Origin of the sequence: Nonomuraea sp. NPDC059023, from assembly GCF_042740095.1 — a bacterium.
GTDB lineage: Bacteria > Actinomycetota > Actinomycetes > Streptosporangiales > Streptosporangiaceae > Nonomuraea.
In genome coordinates this window covers 281,031-297,523 of record NZ_JBHYIO010000001.1, presented here as the reverse complement: position 1 = coordinate 297,523, position 16,493 = coordinate 281,031, and the positions used below count along the sequence as shown (strand labels likewise).

General features: G+C 70.5%; 12 protein-coding genes. 6 read left to right on the top strand and 6 right to left on the bottom strand.

All coding sequences use genetic code 11. The features are described 5' to 3' along the window. Positions 1 to 3: 3 nt before the first annotated feature. The 5 genes from tpx to ACFWYW_RS01320 all read right to left on the bottom strand — a co-directional run bounded on the left by tpx (position 4) and on the right by ACFWYW_RS01320 (position 7,308). A complete protein-coding gene (gene tpx, locus ACFWYW_RS01340) occupies positions 4 to 504 on the bottom strand; it encodes a thiol peroxidase (RefSeq protein ID WP_379609022.1) in 501 nt (166 codons plus the stop codon). Positions 505 to 540: 36 nt separating this feature from the next. Further along, the gene (locus tag ACFWYW_RS01335; protein WP_379609021.1) at positions 541 to 2,274 is read right to left on the bottom strand and encodes a pyruvate dehydrogenase; all 1,734 of its coding nucleotides are present in this window, start codon (positions 2,272 to 2,274) and stop codon (positions 541 to 543) included. 30 nt (positions 2,275 to 2,304) lie between these two features. Beyond that, a complete protein-coding gene (icmF, locus tag ACFWYW_RS01330) occupies positions 2,305 to 5,484 on the bottom strand; it encodes a fused isobutyryl-CoA mutase/GTPase IcmF (RefSeq protein ID WP_379609020.1) in 3,180 nt (1,059 codons plus the stop codon). A gap of 86 nt (positions 5,485 to 5,570) precedes the next feature. Next, on the bottom strand, positions 5,571 to 6,374 hold the full coding sequence (locus tag ACFWYW_RS01325; RefSeq protein ID WP_379609349.1) for a CHAP domain-containing protein: 804 nt from the start codon (positions 6,372 to 6,374) through the stop codon (positions 5,571 to 5,573). Positions 6,375 to 6,537: 163 nt separating this feature from the next. Then, positions 6,538 to 7,308: a PP2C family protein-serine/threonine phosphatase gene (locus ACFWYW_RS01320; protein WP_379609019.1), complete on the bottom strand. Its 771-nt coding sequence runs from the start codon at positions 7,306 to 7,308 to the stop codon at positions 6,538 to 6,540. A 76-nt stretch (positions 7,309 to 7,384) separates the two neighbouring features. Between ACFWYW_RS01320 and ACFWYW_RS01315 the strand changes: the two genes are divergently transcribed. The 3 genes from ACFWYW_RS01315 to ACFWYW_RS01305 all read left to right on the top strand — a co-directional run bounded on the left by ACFWYW_RS01315 (position 7,385) and on the right by ACFWYW_RS01305 (position 11,659). Then, positions 7,385 to 9,139 carry a class I SAM-dependent DNA methyltransferase gene (locus ACFWYW_RS01315; RefSeq protein WP_379609017.1) on the top strand — a complete coding sequence of 585 codons (1,755 nt, stop codon included), beginning with the start codon at positions 7,385 to 7,387 and terminating at the stop codon, positions 9,137 to 9,139. Positions 9,140 to 9,184: 45 nt separating this feature from the next. After that, positions 9,185 to 10,081, top strand: a complete 897-nt coding sequence (locus ACFWYW_RS01310; RefSeq protein ID WP_379609016.1) for a serine/threonine-protein kinase — start codon at positions 9,185 to 9,187, stop codon at positions 10,079 to 10,081. A 249-nt stretch (positions 10,082 to 10,330) separates the two neighbouring features. Continuing rightward, complete coding sequence (locus ACFWYW_RS01305) at positions 10,331 to 11,659, top strand: MFS transporter (RefSeq protein WP_379609014.1); 1,329 nt, start codon at positions 10,331 to 10,333, stop codon at positions 11,657 to 11,659. A gap of 76 nt (positions 11,660 to 11,735) precedes the next feature. Here ACFWYW_RS01305 and ACFWYW_RS01300 read toward each other — a convergent pair whose 3' ends face one another. Further along, complete coding sequence (locus ACFWYW_RS01300; RefSeq protein WP_379609013.1) at positions 11,736 to 12,401, bottom strand: response regulator; 666 nt, start codon at positions 12,399 to 12,401, stop codon at positions 11,736 to 11,738. A gap of 437 nt (positions 12,402 to 12,838) precedes the next feature. Here ACFWYW_RS01300 and ACFWYW_RS01295 point away from each other — a divergent pair, with 437 nt between their 5' ends. From ACFWYW_RS01295 to ACFWYW_RS01285, 3 genes are read left to right on the top strand one after another with little or no spacing between them, the layout of a single operon-like run. After that, positions 12,839 to 13,072: a hypothetical protein gene (locus ACFWYW_RS01295; RefSeq protein WP_379609011.1), complete on the top strand. Its 234-nt coding sequence runs from the start codon at positions 12,839 to 12,841 to the stop codon at positions 13,070 to 13,072. Further along, a complete protein-coding gene (locus ACFWYW_RS01290; RefSeq protein WP_379609010.1) occupies positions 13,069 to 13,818 on the top strand; it encodes an ABC transporter ATP-binding protein in 750 nt (249 codons plus the stop codon). Before ACFWYW_RS01295 ends, ACFWYW_RS01290 begins: the two co-directional genes overlap by 4 nt. Continuing rightward, on the top strand, positions 13,815 to 16,349 hold the full coding sequence (locus ACFWYW_RS01285; RefSeq protein WP_379609009.1) for an FtsX-like permease family protein: 2,535 nt from the start codon (positions 13,815 to 13,817) through the stop codon (positions 16,347 to 16,349). Before ACFWYW_RS01290 ends, ACFWYW_RS01285 begins: the two co-directional genes overlap by 4 nt. Positions 16,350 to 16,493: the final 144 nt, after the last annotated feature.

Genomic DNA, 16,493 nt, shown 5'->3' with positions numbered 1-16,493 from the left:
CCCTTACTTGAGTGCCTTGAGCGCGCCCTCGTAGTCGGGCTCCTGCACGATCTCCGGGACCAGCTCGGAGTAGACGACCTTGTTCTCGCCGTCGAGCACGACGACCGCGCGGGCCGCGAGACCGGCCAGCGGGCCGCTCTCCTGCGCCACGCCGTAGTCGGACAGGAACTCCCTGCCGCGCATCAGCGAGAGCGTCACCACCTTGTCCAGCCCCTCGGCGCCGCAGAAGCGGCCCTGCGCGAACGGCAGGTCGGCCGAGACGCACAGGACGACGGCGCCGGGGTGGTCGCCGGCCACCTCGTTGAAGCGCCGCACCGACGCCGCGCAGACCCCGGTGTCGATGCTCGGGAAGATGTTGAGGACCTTGTACTTGTCGCCGTAGTCGGCCAGCGAGACGTCGGACAGGTCCTTGGCCACCAGCGTGAAGCCGGGCGCGCTGTCACCGGGCCGCGGGAACGTGCCGCCGACCGTGACCGGGTTGCCCTTGAACGTGATCTCGGACATGAAAACCTCCAGTTAGCTGTGCTCCCCAGCAGGCGATCATATGCCCTTCACATTCCGGAGGTTCGACCTGGCCATGTCCACCATCTTGCCGACCCCGCCGGACAGGACGATCTTCCCGGCGGCCAGCGCGAACCCCTTCATCTGCTCGGCCGAGACCTTCGGCGGGATCGACAGCGCGTCCGGGTCGGTGATCAGGTCCACGAGGTAGGGACCGTCGGCGTCGAACGCCTTCGTCAGCGCCTCGCGGATCTCCCCCGGCCTGGTCACGGTGACCGACGGGATGCCGACGGCCGCCGCCACCGCCGCGTAGGACACCTGCTCGTGGTCGGTGCCGAAGTCGGGCAGGCCGTCCACGAGCATCTCCAGCTTCACCATGCCGAGCGAGGAGTTGTTGAACACCACCGTTTTCACCGGCAGGTTGTGCAGCTTGACCGTGATCAGCTCGCCGAGCAGCATGGCCAGCCCGCCGTCGCCGGACATGGAGACGACCTGGCGGCCGCGGTCGGCGAACGCGGCGCCGATGGCGTGCGGCAGCGCGTTGGCCATCGAGCCGTGCTTGAAGGAGCCGATCACCCGCCGCCGGCCGTTCGGGGTGAGGTAGCGGGCCGCCCAGACGTTGCACATGCCGGTGTCCACGGTGAAGACCGCGTCGTCTGCGGCCACCTCGTCCAGGATGCTCGCCGCGTACTCGGGGTGGATGGGCGCCCTGTCCTTGATGTCGCGTGTATAGGCCTCGACCACGTGCTCCAGCTTCTTGCAGTGCTCGCGCAGCATCTTGCCGAGGAAGCGCCGGTCGCTCTTCTGCTCCACCTTCGGCAGTACGGCCCGCAGCGTCGTGGCCACGTCGCCGTGCACGGCCAGGTCCAGCGGCGTCCGCCGGCCGAACACCGCCGGGTCGGCGTCGATCTGCACGGTCTTCGTGCCCGGCAGGAAGTCGGTGTAGGGGAAGTCGGTGCCGACGAGCACCACCAGGTCGGCCTCGCTCATCGCCTCGTAGCAGGCGCCGTATCCGAGCAGGCCGCTCATGCCGACGTCGAACGGGTTGTCGTACTGGATCCACTCCTTGCCGCGCAGGGCGTGGCCGACGGGCGCGTTCAGGCGCGCGGCCAGCGACATGACCTCGTCGTGGGCGCCGCGCACGCCCGCGCCGCAGAACAGCGTGACCTTCCCGGCCGCGTTGAGCGCGCCGGCCAGCTGGGCGACCTGGTCGGCCGGCGGGTGCACGACGCCGCGCCGCACCAGCATGTCGTGCCGCCCGACCGGGGCCGCCGCCTTCTGGTGGGCCACGTCGCCGGGCAGGACGACGACGCCGACGCCGCCGAGCCCGATCGCGTGCTGGATCGCGCTGCGCAGCACCTTCGGCATCTGGGCCGGCCAGTTGATCGCCTCGCAGTAGACGCTGCACTCGGTGAACAGCCGCTCCGGGTGGGTCTCCTGGAAGTAGCCGGTGCCGATGTGCGTGCTCGGGATGTGCGAGGCCAGCGCGAGCACGGGCGCGCCGCTGCGCTGGGCGTCGTACAGGCCCTGGATCAGGTGGGTGTTGCCGGGACCGCAGCTGCCGGCGCACACCGCCAGCCGCCCGGTCACCTGGGCCTCGGCGGCGGCGGCGAACGCCCCGGCCTCCTCGTTGCGCACGTGTGCCCACTCGATGGAGCCGGAGCGCCTGATCGCGTCCACGATGGGGTTGAGGCTGTCGCCCACGACCCCGTAGACCCGTTCCACACCGGCCTGAATCAAGACCTGTACAAACTGCTCAGCAAGGGTCGTCATGCCCCGAACCATGACCGAGTTGGGGACGACCTAAACGTTGCGCCGGTACTGCCCGCCCGCCTCGAACAGCGCGTCGGTGATCTGGCCCAGCGAGCACACCCGGGCCGCCTCCATCAGCGCCGCGAAGGCGTTGCCGTCCGACATCGCCGCCTCACGCAACCTCGCCAGGGCCGCCGGGGCCTCGGCGCGGTTGCGCTCGTGAAAGGCGTGCAGCCGGTCGAGCTGCGAGCGCTTCTCCTCCTCGGTGCCGCGGGCGAGCTCCAGCTTCTTGTGCGGCTCCCCGCCGTCGTCGCCGTTGCGGAAGGTGTTGACGCCGATGATCGGCAGCGAGCCGTCGTGCTTGCGGGTCTCGTAGAGCATCGACTCGTCCTGGATCTTGCCGCGCTGGTAGCCGGTCTCCATCGCGCCCAGCACGCCGCCGCGGTCGGACAGCCGCTCGAACTCCCGCAGCACCGCCTCCTCGACCAGGTCGGTGAGCTCGTCGATGATGAACGCGCCCTGCACCGGGTTCTCGTTGCGGGCCAGGCCCCACTCGCGGTTGATGATCAGCTGGATGGCCATCGCGCGGCGCACCGACTCGGCCGACGGCGTGGTCACCGCCTCGTCGTAGGCGTTGGTGTGCAGGCTGTTGCAGTTGTCGTAGATGGCGATCAGGGCCTGCAGCGTGGTGCGGATGTCGTTGAAGTTCATCTCCTGGGCGTGCAGGGACCGGCCCGAGGTCTGGACGTGGTACTTGAGCTTCTGGGAGCGCTCGCCCGCGCCGTACCTCTCCCTCATCGCCACCGCCCAGATGCGACGGGCCACGCGCCCGAGCACCGAGTACTCGGGGTCCATCCCGTTGGAGAAGAAGAACGACAGGTTCGGCGCGAAGTCGTCCACGTTCATCCCGCGCGCCAGGTACGCCTCGACGTAGGTGAACCCGTTGGCCAGGGTGAAGGCGAGCTGGCTGATCGGGTTCGCCCCGGCCTCGGCGATGTGGTAGCCGGAGATGGAGACGGAGTAGAAGTTCCGCACCCGGTTCTGGATGAACCACTCCTGGATGTCGGCCATCATCCGCAGCGAGAACTCCGTGGAGAAGATGCAGGTGTTCTGGCCCTGGTCCTCCTTGAGGATGTCCGCCTGTACGGTCCCCCGCACCTTGGCCAGGGTTGCGGCTCTGACCGCGTCCGGGTCCGCGTCGGGATCGCGCTCCAGGGCCCGGTCCATGGCGGCGTTGAGGAAGAAGGCCAGGATGGTCGGGGCGGGGCCGTTGATGGTCATGGAGACGGAGGTGTTCGGGGCGGCCAGGTCGAAGCCGTCGTAGAGCACCTTCATGTCGTCCAGGGTCGCGATGGACACGCCGCTGGTGCCGACCTTGCCGTAGATGTCCGGGCGCAGGTCGGGGTCGTGGCCGTACAGGGTCACCGAGTCGAACGCCGTGGACAGGCGGGTGGCCGGCTGGCCCTCCGACAGCAGCTTGAAGCGCCGGTTGGTGCGGAACGGGTCGCCCTCTCCGGCGAACATCCGGGTCGGGTCCTCGTCGTCGCGCTTGAACGGGAAGACGCCCGCGGTGAACGGGAAGCGTCCGGGCAGGTTCTCGCTCCTGAGGAAGCGCAGCAGCTCGGCGTGGTCCTCGAAGCGCGGCAGGGCCACGCGGGGGATCCGGTTGCCCGACAGGGTCTCGCGCCAGAGCGGCGTGTGCAGTTCCTTGTCGCGGACCTTCACCACGAGCTCGTCGGCCTGGTACGCCTCCTTGGTGGCGGGCCAGTCGTCGAGCAGGGCGCGGGACTCGGCCGACAGGTCGGACTCGGCCCGGCCGAGCAGCTCGTCCAGGCGCGAGGCGTCCTCTCCCAGCATGTCGCGGACGCCGGCGAGCTGCTGGCGGCGGCGGGCCACGTCCATCTGGGCCAGGGTCTCGGCGTGGTAGGCGCGCACGCCCTCGGCGATCTCGGCCAGGTAGCGCACCCGCGCGGGCGGGACGATCGCCGCCGACACCTGCGAGGTGCGGCCCTGGACCCTGGCCAGCAGCCCCGGTCCGGCCTGCAGCCCCTTCTCCGCCAGCAGCTCCTTGACGTGCTGGTAGAGGGCGGTGACACCGGCGTCGTTGTAGCGGGCGGCGATGGTGCCGAAGACGGGCATGTCCTCCGGCTTGGCGCCGAAGGCTTCACGGTTGCGCACGATCTGGCGGCGTACGTCGCGCAGGGCGTCCTCGGCGCCGCGCCGCTCGTACTTGTTGATGGCCACGGCCTCGGCGAAGTCGAGCATGTCGATCTTCTCCAGCTGGGAGGCCGCGCCGAACTCGGGCGTCATCACGTAGATGGGCACGTCGACGTGGGGGACGATGCCGGCGTCGCCCTGGCCGATGCCCGGCGTCTCCACGATCACCAGGTCGTAGCCGGCCGCCCGGCAGGCGGCGACCACGTCGTCCAGGTGCTCGGGGACCTCGGCGACCGCGCCGCGGGTGGCCAGGGAGCGGAAGAAGGTCTGGGCGCCCAGGCTGTTCATCCTGATGCGGTCGCCGAGCAGGGCGCCGCCGCCGCGCCTGCGGGTCGGGTCGATCGCGATGACGGCGATGCGCAGCTTGTCGTCGTTGTCCACGCGCAGGCGGCGGACCAGCTCGTCGGTCAGCGAGGACTTGCCGGAGCCACCGGTGCCGGTGATGCCGAGCACCGGGGCGTGCCGCTGGGCGCCGCGGATGCCGGCGAGGAGGTCCTCCGCGGCGCGGCCCGACTCGATCAGCGTGATCGCCCTGGCGAGGGCTGCCTGGTCGCCGGAGAGCACGGCCTCGGCCGAGGGGGCGCCGCCGAGCTCGACGTCGCACTCCTCGATCAGCTTGTTGATCATGCCGGGCAGGCCGAGCCGCTGGCCGTCCTCGGGCGAGAAGATGCGGGTGACGCCGCGGGAGTGGAGCAGGTCGATCTCGTCCTGGACGATGACGCCGCCGCCTCCGCCGTACACCTTGACGTGTCCGGCGCCGCGCTCGCGCAGCAGTTCGACGAGATAGGAGAAGTACTCGACGTGGCCGCCCTGGTAGGAGCTGATGGCGACGCCCTGGACGTCCTCCTGGATGGCGGCGGTGACGACCTCGTCCACCGAGCGGTTGTGGCCGAGGTGGATCACTTCCGCGCCCTGGGTCTGCAGGATGCGGCGCATGATGTTGATCGCGGCGTCGTGGCCGTCGAACAACGCCGCCGCGGTCACGAATCGGACAGGGTGGGCCGGAACGTGCACGCCAGATCACTCCTTCGTGAGGGGCCTCACCTACAAACTACTAGGACGTCCTACTAAATGCCCAGCGTCGCAGGTGACCGCCCCTCTCAGAGGCGTTCGTACGGCCTGCGGCCCCGCGTTCTGACATGGGTGCGATGGATCGGCGGCGGCCCTTCGTGGAAGCGGTTGGGCGCGCGTTCGCGCACCGGAGGTTCCGCCGGTTCCTGTGGGGGCTCCGGGGTTGGCGCGTTCCATGGGACGAGATCGCGAAGGACCCTGCGGTGCGTGCCACGGCTGCGGCCGGCCAGGCGGAAGCTGACCACGACGGTGGTCAGCACGATGAAGGCGAGCAGGGCCTGCGGGGTGCCGAGAAGGTCAAGCGGGGAATCGCCGGCGGGGGTCTCGGTGTAGGTCTTGAGCTCGGGGGCGTAGGCGGTGGGCTGCTCGGTGGGCTTGAGCGTGCCGGCCAGCATCTTCTCCTTGACCACGCGGGGCAGGCCGTAGCCGACGACTTTCTCCTGGTCACGAAATTTCCGCTTTAACCAGACTTTGTCGACATTCGCCTCGATGGTGCGGATCTTGGTGCCGTCGACCTTCTCCACGATGCCCACGTGGTCGACGCCCTTGTAGCTCTTGCCGCCGCTCCAGTCGTAGAAGACCAGGGCGCCGGGCTCGGGCGTACGCGACCAGGCGCCCTGCTTGATGAACCAGGCGGCGTGCGAGGGCGTCCAGGCGAACTGGCCGACGTACTCGCCGACGCCCGCCTTCTCCGCGGCCCACGCGATGAACATGTCGCACCACGGCGCGTTCTTGTACTGGGGATCCTGGAGGCGATCCGCGTACCACTCGCCGAACTTGGTGTGCTGCCCGCCCTTTTCCCGGTATCCGAGCTCCGGGCGGACCTTTTCCAGAAGATCTTCAGCGATCGGGTCCAGGACGACTCCTCCCAGATAACCGGCAGATCACGATGGACTGTAGTAGCGCCTTCGTGATCGCGTGCCGTACATCCGGAAGATAGTCACTGGGGTGGCAAAATGTGGCTTTTGTGACGCGGGTGACTAGCTACTACGCGGCTTAGGAACCAGCCCCGACGCGGAAGACCTTCGCGTCGCCCTCACCCGGCGACACGACGTCCGCCACGATGACGGTGACGTTGTCCGGCGAGCCGCCCTGGTTGGCAAGATCGATCAACCTCTGGACGGCGACGGCCGGGTCGGCCACAGTGGTCAGAATCTCGTGCAGGATCTCGGGCCCCAGGACCCCGGTCAGCCCGTCGGAGCAGAGGAGGTAACGATCTCCAGGATCGGCCTCGCGCAGCGACATGTCCGGCTCCGCCCTGCCCTCGCTGCCCAGCACGCGCAGCACCATCGACCGGCGCGGATGCACCGCCGCCTGGTCCTCGGTAATCCGCCCTTCGTCCACCATGGACTGCACAAGTGTGTGATCCTTGGTGATCTGGTAGAGAGCACCGTCGCGAAGCAGGTACCCACGGGAGTCACCCAGATGAGCCAGCGCGAAGCGGTAGCCGTCCCACAACGTGGCGGTGACCGTGGTGCCCATCCCCCGGCGCGCGGGGTCGATGTCGGCCAGCTCGACCAGCCGGCGCGCCGCCTCGTGCACGGCGCCTTCCAGCGCGGCCTCCAAATCGGCGCCCGCCTCGGGAAGCGACGCATCCAGCTCGCGCATGACGGCGATCGCGGCCGAGCTCGCCAGCTCTCCCGCCGCGTGCCCGCCCATGCCGTCCGCCACGACGAGCAGGCGGGCGCTCGCGAAGCCCGCGTCCTCGTTCTGCTCTCTGCGGCGGCCCACGTCTGATCCCGCGGCATAGCGGATGTTGTGCTTCATACCCTGCAGTAAATCATTGGTTGAAAGACTTCACAAGCAGATGCGCTGAAGACTCTTGTGAACTACTGTGGGCGTCATGAGCCACGACCCCACCGTCAACGCCGGGGACATCGCCCGGCTCGCCGGTGTCGGGCGTGCCGCGGTCAGCAACTGGCGCCGCCGCCACGACGACTTCCCCCAGCCGGTCGGCGGAACCGCCAACCAGCCGTTGTTCCTGCTGCGCCAGGTCGAGGCCTGGCTGCTGCGCTATGGGAAGTCCTACCAGGTATCACTGGCCGACCGGGTGTGGCAACGCCTGAAAGCCGCCGGAGATTTGCGGCTCGGCGAACTCGTCGCCGAGGCCGGCGCGCTGCTGACCGGCGGCGAGAGCGTGCCGGACCCGGAACTGGCCGCGATGATCACCGAGCTGGCCGGCGAGGAGGGCGCCGCGGCGGCCTACGACTTCCTCTGCGAGCGCTACCTGGAAGCCCACTCCCGCCAGTTGTCCGTCACCCGCGAGGAAGTGGCCGCGCTGATGGTACGGCTGGCCGTACCGGAGGGCGGGACCGTTCTCGACCCGGCCTGCGGCGTCGGCACCCTCCTCCTGGCCGCCGCCGGCGCCGTCCCCGGGCCGCGCTACCTCGGCCAGGACCTCAGCGCCTCCTCCGCCCGCATCGCCGCCGCCCGGCTGCGGCTCGGCGGCCACGAGGCCGAGATCGTCGCCGGCGACTCCATGCGCCGCGATGGCTTCGCCGGCGCCAAGGTCGACGCCGTCGTCTGCGACCCGCCCTTCAACGAGCGCGCCTGGGGCTACGAGGAGCTCACCGGCGACCCCCGCTGGGAGCACGGCCTGCCGCCGCGCGGCGAGTCCGAACTGGCCTGGGTACAACACTGCCTCACCCACGTCCGGCCCGGGGGCACGGTCGCGATCCTCATGCCGCCCGCCGCCGCCAGCCGCAAGCCCGGCCGCCGCATCCGGGCCAACCTCCTGCGCGCCGGCGCCCTGCGCGCGGTGATCGCGCTGCCGGGCTCCGACCTGTGGCTGCTGCGCCGTCCCACGCAGGGCGAGCGCCCGCCGTCCGACGTGCTGATCGTGGACGCCACCGACGACCTGTCCGCCGTCGAGCCCGCCTGGCGCGCGCACCTGGAGGACCGTTCCGAGCAGACGGTACGCATCATCGACCTGCTCGCCGACGAGGTCGACATGACCCCGGCCCGGCATCGCCGCCTGGAGGATCTGGGCAGGGCGTTCACCGAGGCCCGGGACAGGTTCCTGGCGGCCTCCGCCGTACCGCCGGATCTGAAGGTTCTCGACCAGCCGCTGGAGCGGCCCGTCACCACGGTCGGCGACCTCATCAAGGAAGGGCTGGTCGCGGTGCTGCAGGCGCCGCCGCGCATGGCCGCCGACGGCGGCGAGCTGCCCGTGCTGACCGCCGACGACGTGGCGCAGGGCTCGCCGCCGTCCGGCCGCACCACGCCGTCCACCGGTCTGGTCCCGGTACTGCCCGGCGACGTCGTGGCCTCCTACTCCAGCGTCCGCGTCATCGGCGAGCCCGACGGCGTGCTCGGCCCGCACCTCACCCTCTACCGCGTCGACCCGCGCCGCCTCGACGCCGACTTCCTCGCCGGTTTCCTGCGCGGCGCGGGCGGCCGCGCCACGACCGGTTCCAGCCGCTTCGACGCCCGCCGCACGCGCCTGCCCCGGGTGTCCATGGAGGAGCAGCGCGAGTACGGCGCCGCCTTCCGCCAGCTGGCCGATCTCGAAGACGCGCTGCGCGAGGCCAGCGCGCTGGGCCAGTCCTTGATCCGTCTCGGCCTCGACGGCTTGATCGACGGGCATCTGCACCCGTAGTCCTGACGGTGTAGTTTTTTCCCGAAAGGCTGCGGGGAGGGGCGAATGGTCATCGGCGACCGCTATGAGCTCGACGACCTCCCGCTCGGGCAGGGCGGCATGGGCGCGGTCTACTCCGGGCACGATCGCCACCTCGACCGCAGGGTCGCCGTGAAGCTCCTGCACATGCGCGGATTCAGCGCCGACGACGAGGAACTGGAGCGGCGCTTCATCCGCGAGGCCCGCATCCTCGCCCGCCTGGAACACCCCGGCGCCCCCGTCCTGTACGACTTCGGCACGCACGAACAACGACTGTTCCAGGTCATGCAGTTCATCGAGGGCGTCACCGTGGCCGACGTCGTCAGCGAGCACGGGCCGTTGCCGGTGCCATGGGCCTGCGCCATCGCCGCCCAGGCCGCCGCCGTCCTGTCCGCCGCGCACGCGCTGACGATCTGCCACCGCGACCTCAAACCCACCAACCTCATGCTCTGCCCGGACGGCAGCGTCAAAGTCCTCGACTTCGGGCTCGCCATGCTCCGCGAAACCGACCTCGGCCAGTTCACCCGCATCGGCCAGATCCTCGGCACACCCGCGTACATGGCGCCCGAACAGATCCAGCGCGGCCTCGCCGACCCGCGCAGCGACCTGTACTCCTTGGGCTGTGTCCTGCACGAGATGCTGACCGGCAGCCAGCTGTTCACCGGCCCCACCGACTACGTGGTCTTCGAACAGCAGGTGAAAGAGTCGCCGCCGGACATCCCCGGCCTGCCTCCCGAACTGGCCGCGATCCTGGCCGCCCTGCTGGAGAAGAAGCCCGAATCCCGCCCCGCCGACGCCGCCACCCTGTACCGCCGCCTCGACCCCCTGGCCCAGGGCCTGCCGATGCTCCCCGGCTTCCTCGCCCCCGACCCCAGTCCTGGCCGCATGTACGCCCGAATCGTAGGCCGAGCCCTAACCCCCTAACCCACCCCGCCCTCCCTCTCGCGGTCCCCGGCGCCCGCCCTCGTGGCCCGCCCGCTACCGACTGCTCCCCTGGCCCTCTCGGCCGCTCTCCCCTCCGGCCCCGGCCGTCTCCTCCCCTGGTTCCCGGTATCCCTGTGGTGCTCGGTCTCCATGGGCTCTGGGCGGTGGGGAGCGCAGGTGGCCGATGAGTTTTTGTCAGTCCCGAGGTCAATAGTGGTGCCCATCACATTCCCCGAGGAGACTCTCACCATGACCGAGCCCGTAGCCGGACAGGGTGCGCGCTGGCTGCGCGGACCGCTCCGCCCGTTCCAGCACGGCCAGTACCGACTGCTGACAGGCTCTCTCACCGCGTCCATGCTGGGCGAGGGCCTGTGGCTGATGGCCATGGTCTGGCAGGTGATCGCCCTCGACGGCAAGGCGGGCGAGCTTTCCATCGTCTCCACCGGCGCCGCGGTCGGCATGGTGGCCACGGTTCTGCTCGGCGGTGTGATCGCCGACCGGGTCCCGCAGCGCCGCGTACTCCTGACCACCGAGCTCGTCCTCGCCGCCTCCGCCACTGCGATCGCCGCCCTGGCCCTGACCGGCATGATCGAGATCTGGCACCTGGCCGTGGTCGCCTTCGTACGCGGCATAGGCAGCGGCTTCTACTACCCGGCCTACTCCGCGATGCTCCCCTCCATCGTCCCCGCCGACCACCTGCTGGCCGCCAACGGCGTCGAGGGCGTCCTGCGCCCAGTGGTCATGCAGGCGGCCGGCCCGGCGATCGCGAGCTTCCTGGTGGCCGCCCAGTCCCCGGCCACCGCCCTGGCGGTAGGCGCCGGTACGCAGGTCGTGGCCACGATCTTCCTGGTCTTCATGCGCCCAGTCCCGCTGCGCAGGGACCAGAGCGAGGGAGACACCAGCCACCCCATCAGATCCATGGCCAAGGACCTGCGCGACGGCTTCGTCTACATGCTGAAGACCCCGTGGCTCCTGGCCACCCTGCTCTTCGCCTCGCTGATGATCCTGGTGACGATGGGCCCGATGGAGGTGCTCATCCCGTTCGCGGTGAAGGACGGCGCGGGCGGCGGCCCGAAGGAACACGCCATCGTCATGGCCGCCTTCGGCATCAGCGGCGCCCTGGCCTCCTTGGTGATGGCCAGCCGCAAACTCCCCAAGCGCTACCTGACCGCCATGAACCTCATGTGGGGCCTGGCCTGCCTCCCCTTCATCCTCATCGGCGTGGCCTCCAACATCTGGCTGATCGTCCTGGCCGCGTTCATCCTGGGCGCCCTGTTCAGCGCGCCGATGGTCATCTGGGGTACGTTGCTGCAGCGCCGCGTACCCCCGGAACTCCTGGGCCGTGTCTCCAGCCTCGACTTCTTCGTCTCCCTGGTCTTCATGCCCGTCTCCATGGCCCTGGCCGGCCCGGTAAGCGTGGCCATCGGCCTGACCCCGACGTTCATCATCGCCGGCATCCTGCCGCTCCCGATCGCCATCATCGCCATCCTGCTGGCCCGCATGCCCGCCGACGAACTAGCCCACCCCCTGGACCACGAACCAACCCCAGAACCCAACCCCCAACCCACCAACCCATAACCCACCCACCGATCCCCCAGCCCTGCCCAAGGCCCGTCTTCGGCGCCCGGGGCTTGTACGGAAAGGGGTGGGGTTGTTATCTGGTTGGGTTTGGGTCGGGGGGTGTGTTGTCCAGGTAGGCGAGTACTGCTGCCACCCGCCGGTCCACGCGGTCGGTCTGGGCCAGGTCGAGTTTGGCGAAGATGTTGCGGATGTGCTTGTGTACCGCGCCTTCCGAGATCACCAGCTTCTCGGCGATGGCCATGTTGCCCAGGCCTTGGGCCATGTGGGAGAGGACTTCGCGTTCGCGGGTGGTGAGCTGGTCGAGGGGGTCGCGGCGGCGGGCGAAGAGCTGGGCGACCACGTCGGGGTCGATCGCGGTGCCGCCGTCGCCGACCCTGGTCAGCGCGTCCAGGAACTCCTCGACCTTGCCGACCCGCTCCTTGAGCAGGTACCCGATGCCGCGGGTGCCGACGGACAGCAGGTCGGTGGCGAACGCCTGCTCCACATACGCGGACAGCACCAGAACGCCCAGTTCCGGATGCAGGCGCTTGGCCTCCACCGCCGCCTTGATGCCCTCGTCGGTGTGGGTGGGTGGCATGCGGACGTCCACGACGGCCACGTCCGGGCGGTGTTCCTCGACGGCGGCCAGGAAGCCCTCCGGCTCCCCCGCGGCGGCGGCCACCTCGATGCCTTCGCCGGTCAGCAGCAGGACCAAGCCCTCACGCAGCAGGGCGTCGTCCTCGGCGATCACGACTCGCACGGCAGTTCCACCTCGATCATGGTCGGCCCTCCGTCGGGGCTGGTCAGGGTCATCGTTCCGTCGTGCGCCTCGACTCGGCGGCGGATCCCGGCCAGACCGCTTCCGGCCTCGTCGCGGGTGCCGCCTTTCCAGCGTCGTGTACCAGTATGCGCAGCGTGGGGCCCCGCACGCGCTCGGGCCCCAAGTTCGCCGACGGCCAACCGGCAGCGGAACATCCGGCCGCGGTCCGCGTGCGGCCGGGTCGTGACCGGGCCCGCCGGGTTGGGACCGGGCCGGGCGGGTCGTGGCCGGGGTTGGTCGGCGTTGGCTGGGCGTTCTGTGTAGCTTGCGGTCGGGCTGGTCGGGGATCGGACGAAGCTTCTTACCGCCTGCACTACCGCGACGTGGGTAGCTCGCGGGATTCCCGCAGCTCAGGGTGCTTTCTAGGGTTTCTTCTCATGAACGATCCCTACCGCATCAGCCCGAAGAGCGCTCCCGGCAAGCGGAGCCCCGTGGGCAGAACCGCCACCCGTGCCGTCCTCTGGCTCGTCCTGACGGTGAGCGCGGTGGTGAACGTGATCGCCAACAACATCCTCAATGGAACCGCGGCGATCGGCATCGTCGCCGGGCTCGTCGCCGTCGCGTGCATCGCCGGGCTCATCGTCAGCCACGTCTCGGGGCGGAAGGCATGAGCCACGTCGTCACCCTCACCTCGGTCACGAAGAAGTACGGCGAGCTCGTGGCACTCGACAACGTTTCGCTCGGCTTTCCGCAGGGCCGGTTCGTGGCCGTGATGGGCCCGTCGGGCTCGGGCAAGAGCACGCTGATCCAGTGCGCCGCCGCCCTCGACCAGCCCACCTCGGGCTCGGTCACGATCGGTGGCGTCGACGTCGGCTCATTGAACGAGACCAAGCGCACCATCCTGCGCCGCGAGCACATCGGCTTCGTCTTCCAATCCTACAACCTGCTGCCCGCGATCACCGTCGAGGAGAACCTGACGTTGTCGCTGCGGCTGGCGGGCAAGCGGCCCGATCGTGCCTGGATCGGCGAGTTGGTGGAGCGGGTGGGGCTGCAGGATCGGTTGCGTCACCGGCCGGCGGAGCTGTCCGGCGGGCAGCAGCAGCGGGCGGCGATCGTTCGGGCGCTGGCCGGGCGGCCGGACGTGGTCTTCGCCGACGAGCCCACGGGCGCGCTCGACCTGCGCAGCGCCGCCCAGGTGCTGGACCTGTTGCGCGGTCTGGTGGACGACCTCGGGCAGACCGTCGTCATGGTCACCCACGATCCGGCCGCCGCCGCTCGCGCGCACGACGCGCTCGTGATGGCGGACGGGAAGGTGGTCGACGTCCTGGCCGAGCCGTCGGCGGAGGACCTGGCCGCGCGGCTCACCCAGCTTGCCCGGGGCGGGCTCGCCGTACACGCTGTGGGGGGTGCGCTGTGATCAGGACCGCGCTCGCGATGTCGGGGCTCGGCGGGCTGGTCGTGGCCTTTTTCGCGGTGTTCGGCGGCATGGCGCTGATCACCGGGACCGGCGTGATCATCGAGTCTGGGCTGCGTTCGAACATCTCCGGCCAGCGGCTCGTCCACGCCGACGTGCTGGTCTCGGCCCCGCAGAGCCTCGCGCAGGAGGGCGATCTGTCCGTCGCGCTGCCCGAGCGTGCCGTGGTGCCGTCCGAGTTGGCCGGTGAACTGGCCCACCTCGACGGCGTCGCCTCGGCCACGGGCGACGTGAGCTTCCCCGCCACAGCTCTGGGCGACCTCAAGCGCTACGCGCCGTCTCCGGGCTACGGGAAGAGCGACGCCAAAAGCGAGGTGGAGGGTGGCGCCGCATCGGCGGGCCATGCCGTGGCGGGCACTGGGCATGGGTGGGCTTCTGCGGCTCTGGCCGGGGGGAAACTGGTCAGTGGCCGGGCGCCGCGGGCCGGTGACGAGATCGTGATGCCCAAGGCGCTGGCCGTACGGCAGGGCGCGAGCATCGAGGTCGTGGCAGGCGGCAGGCGGGGCGAGTACCGGGTCACCGGTGTGGTCGACGGGCCCGATCTGTATTTCGCCGACCGTACCGCCGCCGAGCTGGCCGGGCGGACGAGCGGACCCCGCGCGGGCACCGTCGACCTGATCGCGCTGCGCGCCGCACCGGGCACCGACCCAGCGACCCTGGCCAAGGCCGTACAACGCAAGGTGGGTGAACGCTATGAGGTCCGCACAGGACCGGGCAAGGGCGACGCCGAGTCCCCCGGTACGGCCGCCGCCCGCGGCATGCTCATAGCCCTGCCCAGCTCGATCAGCGGCATCAGCCTGCTCATCGTCGGCTTCGTCGTGGGCGGCGGCATCTCGCTGTCGATCACCCGCCAGCGCCGCGACCTGGCCCTGCTGCGCGCGGCCGGCGCGACCCCGCGCCAGGTGCGCAAGCTGGTCACCGTCCAGGGCATGACCGCGGCCGTGGCGGCCCTGCTGCCCGGCGCCGCCGCCGGCTACTACCTGGCCGCCCACTTCGGCGACCTGCTGATCCACCTGGGCCTGCTGCCCCGAGAGCTCCCGCTGACCTACAGCCCGATCCCGGCCGCCGCCGCGGCCCTGGTCCTGCTCGGCGTGATACGGGTGTCAGCCTGGGCGGCATCGATCTCGGCGTCCAAGATGCCCGCTGTGGCAGCGGTCCGCGATGCGCAGAGCGAGCCACGCCGGCCAAGCGCCGTACGCTTCAACAGCGGCCTGCTGATCATCCTGGCCGCCATGGGCCTGTCGACGATGCCGTTGTTCCTGCGCGGGGAGGTCGCGATCCTCGGCCCGAGCCTGGGCGGCCTGCTGTCGGTGATCGGCCTGGCGCTGGCGGGTCCGAAGCTGGTGCAGAAGGCCACCGGCCTGCTGGTCCGGGTGCTGCCCGCCCGTGTGTCCCCGCCGCTCTGGCTCGCGGTGTCCAACACCCACGGCTACGCACTCAGGACGGCCGGCGCGGTCGCCGCGCTCGGCATGGTCATCACGCTGGGCACCGGCAACGCGCTGACCCACACCACCGTCATGCGGGCGACGGCCGACGAGACCGCCCGTACGCTCAGGGCCGACGCCGTCATCACCGCGCCCGCCTATGGCGGCATCCCGCGCGACCTGCTCGGCGAGGTACGGGCCGTGCCCGGCGTGACCTCGGCCGTCACCGCCTCGACCACGACCGTCATCGGACGCGGCCTCGCCCTGGGCGACGGCGCCGAGTCGGCGACGGCGCGTTCCGCGATGGTCCTCGGCCCGGAGGCGCGCGGCCTGGTCGACCTGGGCGTCACCAAGGGCAGCCTGGCCGATCTCAAGGGTGCGTCGATCGCGATCGACGAGCGTTCCGGCGCGGTGGGCGAGCATCGCGACCTCGTGCTGGGCGACGGCGCCAAGGTCAGGGCCCGCGTCGTGGCCACCTACAGCCGGGCTCTCGGCCTCGGCCCGATCGTGCTCGGGCGCGACCTGGTCGCCGGGCACACCACCACGGATCTCGACTCGACCGTCTTCGTGCGCACGGCCGACCCATCGGCGCTGAACAAGCTGAACGAGCGCTGGCCCGCGCTCAGCGTCGCCTCCGCCGCCACCTCGCCGCAGGCGGGCGAGACCTCCGCGCAGTTGTGGATCAACATCGCGGTGCTGGCCGTTCTGCTCGGGTACGTGCTGGTCTCGGTCGCCAACCGGCTGGTCGCCACCACCGCGGCCCGGGGTACGGAGCTGACCGCGATCAGGCGGCTCGGCGCGACGCCCGGCCAGATCCGCTCGATGATCCGCTGGGAGGCGCTGCTGATCGCGCTCACGGCGTCGGCGGCCGGCCTGCTGATGAGCGCGGTGCCGCTGATGTTCCTGAGCATCGGCTTCCTCGGCCGCCCGTGGCCGGCCCATCCGCTCTGGCTGGCGCCCGCGGCGGTGGCGGTGGTGTGCGCGGTGGTCGGTCTGGCGTACGACCTGCCCGCCCGCCGGCTGGTACGGCGCAGCGAGCGGGTGGCGTGAAAGCGCTCCCAACGCGTAAAACGACCGGCGCGACCTGGGCAAACAGTCCGGGAGCACTGAGAGAGCGTTCTCTTATGTCGCTCGGATCGTTATCTAACCTCCGTTGACGAGCTGCGGTGAAGGGCGGGATAACTCTGAGAGAGC

Excerpts from the sequence above, each read along its gene's own strand:
- tpx (WP_379609022.1), bottom strand. The coding sequence starts at position 504 with ATGTCCGAGATCACGTTCAAGGGCAACCCGGTCACGGTCGGCGGCACG.
- ACFWYW_RS01335 (WP_379609021.1), bottom strand. The coding sequence starts at position 2,274 with ATGACGACCCTTGCTGAGCAGTTTGTACAGGTCTTGATTCAGGCCGGT.
- ACFWYW_RS01320 (WP_379609019.1), bottom strand. The coding sequence starts at position 7,308 with ATGAAGCACAACATCCGCTATGCCGCGGGATCAGACGTGGGCCGCCGC.
- ACFWYW_RS01315 (WP_379609017.1), top strand. The coding sequence starts at position 7,385 with ATGAGCCACGACCCCACCGTCAACGCCGGGGACATCGCCCGGCTCGCC.
- ACFWYW_RS01310 (WP_379609016.1), top strand. The coding sequence starts at position 9,185 with ATGGTCATCGGCGACCGCTATGAGCTCGACGACCTCCCGCTCGGGCAG.
- ACFWYW_RS01305 (WP_379609014.1), top strand. The coding sequence starts at position 10,331 with ATGACCGAGCCCGTAGCCGGACAGGGTGCGCGCTGGCTGCGCGGACCG.
- ACFWYW_RS01295 (WP_379609011.1), top strand. The coding sequence starts at position 12,839 with ATGAACGATCCCTACCGCATCAGCCCGAAGAGCGCTCCCGGCAAGCGG.
- ACFWYW_RS01290 (WP_379609010.1), top strand. The coding sequence starts at position 13,069 with ATGAGCCACGTCGTCACCCTCACCTCGGTCACGAAGAAGTACGGCGAG.